The sequence below is a fragment of the Blautia sp. An46 genome (assembly GCF_002161645.1).
GTDB classification, from domain to species: Bacteria; Bacillota; Clostridia; order Lachnospirales; family Lachnospiraceae; genus Blautia; species Blautia ornithocaccae.
The window spans coordinates 1-5773 of the sequence record NZ_NFIF01000041.1 but is presented as its reverse complement, the minus strand read 5'-3'; the positions used below and the strand labels follow the sequence as shown (position 1 = coordinate 5773).

General features: G+C 42.7%; 5 protein-coding genes. All 5 read left to right on the top strand.

The window, feature by feature from the left end; all coding sequences use genetic code 11:
- Nucleotides 1-178 precede the first annotated feature (178 nt).
- On the top strand, nt 179-895 hold the full coding sequence (locus B5G00_RS18300; RefSeq protein ID WP_087275068.1) for an IspD/TarI family cytidylyltransferase: 717 nt from the start codon (nt 179-181) through the stop codon (nt 893-895).
- 31 nt (nt 896-926) lie between these two features.
- Nucleotides 927-1976: an NAD-dependent epimerase/dehydratase family protein gene (locus B5G00_RS18295; RefSeq protein ID WP_087275067.1), complete on the top strand. Its 1050-nt coding sequence runs from the start codon at nt 927-929 to the stop codon at nt 1974-1976.
- Between the two features lie 48 nt (nt 1977-2024).
- The gene (gene lepA, locus B5G00_RS18290; RefSeq protein ID WP_087275066.1) at nt 2025-3839 is read left to right on the top strand and encodes a translation elongation factor 4; all 1815 of its coding nucleotides are present in this window, start codon (nt 2025-2027) and stop codon (nt 3837-3839) included.
- 17 nt (nt 3840-3856) lie between these two features.
- Complete coding sequence (hemW, locus tag B5G00_RS18285; protein WP_087275065.1) at nt 3857-4999, top strand: radical SAM family heme chaperone HemW; 1143 nt, start codon at nt 3857-3859, stop codon at nt 4997-4999.
- 115 nt (nt 5000-5114) lie between these two features.
- Nucleotides 5115-5534 (top strand): CBS domain-containing protein, encoded by a 420-nt coding sequence (locus tag B5G00_RS18280; RefSeq protein WP_087275064.1) that lies wholly within the window; start codon nt 5115-5117, stop codon nt 5532-5534.
- Nucleotides 5535-5773: the final 239 nt, after the last annotated feature.

Below are 5773 nucleotides of genomic sequence, written 5' to 3'. Positions count from 1 at the left end.
GCCTCAGTGATTATACCTCATGATCAGACTTGGTGCATCATGGAAGCCACAGACACGGTAAGGAAACAATAACTTCTGATGGAGAGAGAATCCCTCCTTCAGTTATTCATTTAGACTTTGCAACTATTAACCCGTAGTCATTATTGACTACACCATTATTATACTAGGAGAAAGGATTATGGCAAATATAGCGCTTATCATAGCGGGGGGATCTGGAGCAAGGATGCATCAGAGTATTCCAAAACAATTTCTGTCAGTTAATGAAAGACCAGTTATTATTTACACATTGGAGGCTTTTCAGAGACATGCAGACATTGACGCGATTGCAGTAGTATGTATTGAAGGCTGGGAACAGGTCCTGTGGGCCTATGCAAAACAGTTTAATATTGAAAAACTGAAATATGTAGTCCCAGGAGGAAAAAATGGCCAGGATTCTATTAGAAATGGCGTGTTTGAATTAGAAAAACACTATGGACCTGAAGATATTGTGCTGATTCATGATTCCATACGTCCTATGGTTTCAGCGGATATCATTTCAGACTGTATAGTGAAGACAAAAAAATTCGGCTGTGCTATAGCGACTATTCCCTGTGCTGAGGCAATGCTTCAAACAGAAGATGGCTTATCTTCTACGGGAAGTTATCCAAGAGATCATTTAAAAAGAACCCAGACACCCCAGGGCTTTCCCCTGGGAAAAATCTGCGATCTGCACAGGAGAGCACTTAAAAAGGGAATAACAAATTCCGTTGCGTCCTGTACTTTGATGATTGAAATGGGAGAACAGGTTCATTTTTCTATGGGATCAGAAAAAAATATTAAACTGACTACAGTGGATGACATTGATATATTTAAGGCCCTTTTGCTGGCAAAAAGGGCAGACTGGCTGAAAGACTGACAAACCATAATTGTAACGGAGAGTAAGGATAATGCATTTTTTATATGACAGTCAAGTATATAAAGCGGATTTAGAACAGGCAATGAAGCAGGTTAAGGACTGGAATAAGTTAAATGGTTCTTCTGTACTGATTGCCGGGGCTACCGGGCTGATTGGTTCCTATATGGTGGATCTGTTCCTTGCTGCCAACAAAATTTCAGATACCAATATTACAGTTTATGCACTGGGAAGGGATAGGGAGCGGCTCCAGGAACGTTTCTGTGGAGTAAAAACAGAAAATTTAATTTTTATTGAGGGAGATATCAATGAATCATTAAAACTTAATGCTGATGTAGATTATGTAGTACACGGAGCAAGTAATGCGCATCCCGCCGCCTTCCGGGAGAAACCGGTAGAAACTTTAATGAGCAATGTGCTGGGAACTTATCGGCTGCTGGAGTATGGAAGAGAGCATAGAGCAAAAAGATTTCTATATGTATCTTCAGGAGAAATATATGGACAGGGAAATTCTTTGGAAAAAGAATTTTCCGAGGATTACAGCGGATATATAAATATTTTAGAGCCTCGCTCTTGTTATCCGTCGGGAAAAAGGGCAGCGGAAACCCTATGCTGTTCTTATAGTCAGCAGTATGGTCTGGATGTGGTGATTGCCCGACCCTGTCACACCTATGGCCCTAACATGTCAGACAGAGATAATAGGGCGACAGCACAATTTATAAGAAATGCCCTGAAAGGGGAAGATATTATTTTAAAAAGTGCTGGAAACCAGATGCGGTCATACTGCTATGTGGCAGACTGTGTTTCAGCGCTTCTGACGATTTTGCTGAATGGGGCTCCAAGAGAAGCCTATAATATAGCAAATAAAGATTCAAGATTAACAATTGCTGAGTTTGCCAGACTGGTTGCTGAGTTTTCAGGACGAAAGGTGGTTTTTGAGAACCCTGACCTGACAGCGCTTCAGGAACGCTCTCCTATAGAACGACAGGTTTTAGACAGCAGAAAAATAGAGTCATTAGGATGGGTAGGAAATTATCCGGCAGAAAAGGGAATAGAGCATACGTTAAAAATATTAAATGTATAGATTTTAGATTATAATGAGAGAAGATATATACTTACAGGAGGAACATTTATGCCTGCAATAGACCAGAACAAAATCCGTAATTTTTGTATTATTGCACATATAGACCATGGGAAATCCACCCTGGCGGATCGTATTATTGAAAGGACCGGTCTGCTTACAGAACGGGAGATGCAGTCACAGGTTCTGGATAATATGGATCTGGAACGGGAAAGAGGAATTACGATCAAATCCCAGGCTGTCCGTACGGTTTATAAGGCAAAAGACGGAGAGGAATATATTTTTAATCTTATCGATACGCCGGGACACGTGGACTTCAACTATGAGGTGTCCAGAAGTCTGGCAGCCTGTGACGGAGCGATTCTTGTAGTGGATGCTGCCCAGGGGATTGAAGCCCAGACTTTAGCAAATGTGTATCTTGCCCTGGACCATGACCTGGATGTGTTTCCGGTAATCAACAAGATCGATCTGCCAAGTGCAGAACCGGAAAGGGTGATCAACGAAATCGAGGATGTGATCGGAATTGAAGCTCAGGATGCCCCTCAGATTTCAGCTAAAACAGGACTGAATATTGATGAAGTATTAGAGCAGATCGTAAAGAAAGTGCCGGCGCCGAAAGGGAGTCCGGATAATCCTCTTCAGGCTCTGATCTTTGATTCTATCTATGATTCCTACCGAGGCGTTATCGTATTCTGCAGGATTATGGAAGGAACAGTGAAGAAAGGTACCAAGATCCGTATGATGGCTACAGGAGCAGTGGAAGAAGTAGTGGAAGTAGGCTATTTCGGCGCCGGACAGCTGATTTCCTGTGAGGAGCTCTCAGCAGGAATGGTAGGCTATATTACTGCCAGCATTAAAAATGTAAAGGATACCCGGGTGGGAGATACTATCACAGATGAGGAAAATCCCTGTGGGGAACCTCTTCCCGGTTATAAGAAAGTAAATCCCATGGTATTCTGCGGTGTATATCCGGCAGACGGGGCCAAGTATGAAGATCTGAGAGATGCATTGGAAAAACTGCAGCTTAACGACGCTTCACTGTTTTTTGAACCAGAGACCTCTATAGCTCTGGGCTTTGGCTTCCGCTGCGGTTTTCTGGGACTCCTTCATCTGGAGATCATCCAGGAAAGACTGGAAAGGGAATATAACCTGGACCTGGTAACGACAGCTCCAGGGGTTGTCTACAAGGTTCACAAGACTAACGGAGAAGTAATAGAACTGACAAATCCATCCAATCTTCCAGATCCTTCAGAGATTGAATATATGGAAGAGCCTATGGTAAAAGCGGAGATTATGGTGACCACAGAGTTTATCGGTCCCATTATGGAGCTTTGCCAGGAGAGAAGAGGACAGTACCAGGGAATGGAATATATGGAGACCACCAGAGCTCTTCTTCATTACCACCTGCCTCTTAATGAGATTATCTACGACTTTTTTGATGCTCTGAAATCCCGCTCCAGAGGTTATGCGTCTTTTGACTATGAGATGCTTGGATATGAGCAGAGCGATCTGGTGAAGCTGGATATTCTGGTAAATAAAGAAGAAGTAGACGCATTGTCCTTTATTGTGTTCTCCGGTTCTGCCTATGACAGAGGCAGAAAGATGTGCGAAAAGCTGAAAGAAGAAATCCCAAGACAGCTTTTTGAGATTCCTATTCAGGCGGCAATCGGAAGCAAGATCATTGCCAGAGAGACAGTAAAGGCGCTGAGGAAAGATGTACTTGCCAAGTGTTACGGCGGTGATATTTCCCGTAAGAGAAAGCTGCTGGAAAAACAGAAGGAAGGAAAGAAGAGGATGCGCCAGATCGGTAATGTGGAGATTCCGCAGAAAGCCTTTATGAGCGTGCTGAAACTGGACGATAAATAAGCTCTGGGAGAATTATCATGAAAAAAGATTTAGGACTATATATTCATATCCCATTCTGCGTAAAGAAATGCGCATACTGCGATTTCCTCTCCTGGAAAGGCAGCGATGAAGAGAGAGAGGCTTATGTTCAGGCCCTGGAAAAAGAAATCAGCAGTTACAGTGAATTTGCCAAAGACTACCGGGTTTCTACGGTGTTTTTTGGCGGAGGGACACCTTCTGTTCTTGAAGGAGAACAGACAGAAAGGATACTGAAGAAAATCCGGGATACCTTCCGGGTAGAAAAAGATGCGGAAATTACCCTGGAGATGAATCCGGGAACCGCCCAGAAAGAAAAGCTGCTGTTGTATAGAGAGCTGGGGATCAACCGTCTGAGTATTGGACTCCAGTCTGTGAAAAATGAGAACCTGAAGCTTTTGGGGAGAATCCATACCTATGGAGACTTTCTGGACAGCTACAGAATGGCCAGAGAGGCTGGCTTTGATAATATCAGTGCAGACTTGATTTCCTCTCTTCCCGGACAGACGCTGGAAGAATGGAAAGAAGAACTGGAAATCCTTCAGGAAACGCCTCTGGAACATATTTCCGTATATCAGCTGATCATTGAAAAGGGAACAGAATTTTATGAGAAATATGGAGAGCATGAGGAGCTTCTGCCGGATGAAGAGACCTCCAGAGAAATTTATCTGTGGACAGGGAAGTATTTAAAAGAACATGGCTTTGAGCAGTATGAAATATCTAATTACGCCAGACCATCCAGGAAGTCCCGGCATAATCTGCGTTACTGGGAGAGGAAAGATTATTTGGGGCTGGGGCTGGGAGCTGCTTCTATGGTCCATAATATCCGGATGTCTAATACCAGAGACTGGGAAAAATATATAGAGGGCAGCCAGAATCCCAAAAGACTTCGGGAAGAGGTGGAATTTCTGGAAGAACCTCGCCAGATGGAAGAATTTATGTTTCTGGGCCTGAGAAAAACAGAAGGAGTATCCAGAAAAGAATTCCGCAGGACCTTCGGGAGAGAACTGGATATGGTCTATGAAAAAGCCCTGGAGAAACATCTGGAAAATGGGATGCTGGAAGCATCCAAGGACAGAATACGGCTTTCCCAGGCAGGAATTCTGGTAAGCAATCAAGTGCTCTCAGATTTTATTTTTGACTGATAAAACTGACCTGAAAGTTATTAATAGATTTTTTATAAATGTTTATAGCTTTTCACTGGATTTCTTCCTCCGAATGTGTCAGAATAGAAAAAGAGTAAATTATGTGGAGGGTATTATGAACATACTATTTTTTCTTACCCCCAAGGAAGACGTTACATATATACATGATTCTTATACACTGGGTCAGACTCTGGAGAAAATGGAAGCCCACAGATATTCCTGTATCCCCATTATCAATGATAGGGGCAAATATGTAGGGACACTTACAGAAGGAGATATATTATGGGGACTTAGAAACCGCAGTTCGCTGAATATGAAAGCCGCTGAGGATGTCCCAATTACTTCCTTTAAAAGACGCATGGATTATGCTCCTGTAAGAGTGGACTCTGATATGGAGGATCTGATGGAAAAAGCTATGCGGCAGAATTTTGTTCCCGTTGTAGATGACCAGAAGAATTTTATTGGTATTGTGACGAGAAGAGATATCATGCAGTATATATGTTCATCCTGTGGTAAGGAACCAAAGGAAAGGTAGGGGTTTTTGGAGCTGCTCTAGGGCAGCTCCATTTTTTGCAGCATTTCTAAGACATATGGCTGAATATTTACTTTTTAAACAAATAACAGAACAAATGTTTGAATTAACCAGACGTATATGATACCTGACTTCCGTCGTTTTTCTCCAAACCTAGTACTCAGGAGTCAAGCAGCATACAGTTTTTGAAGAGATTTTCAACCTCCTTTTCGGACAGATATAGTGCATCCAGGGTTGTCAAC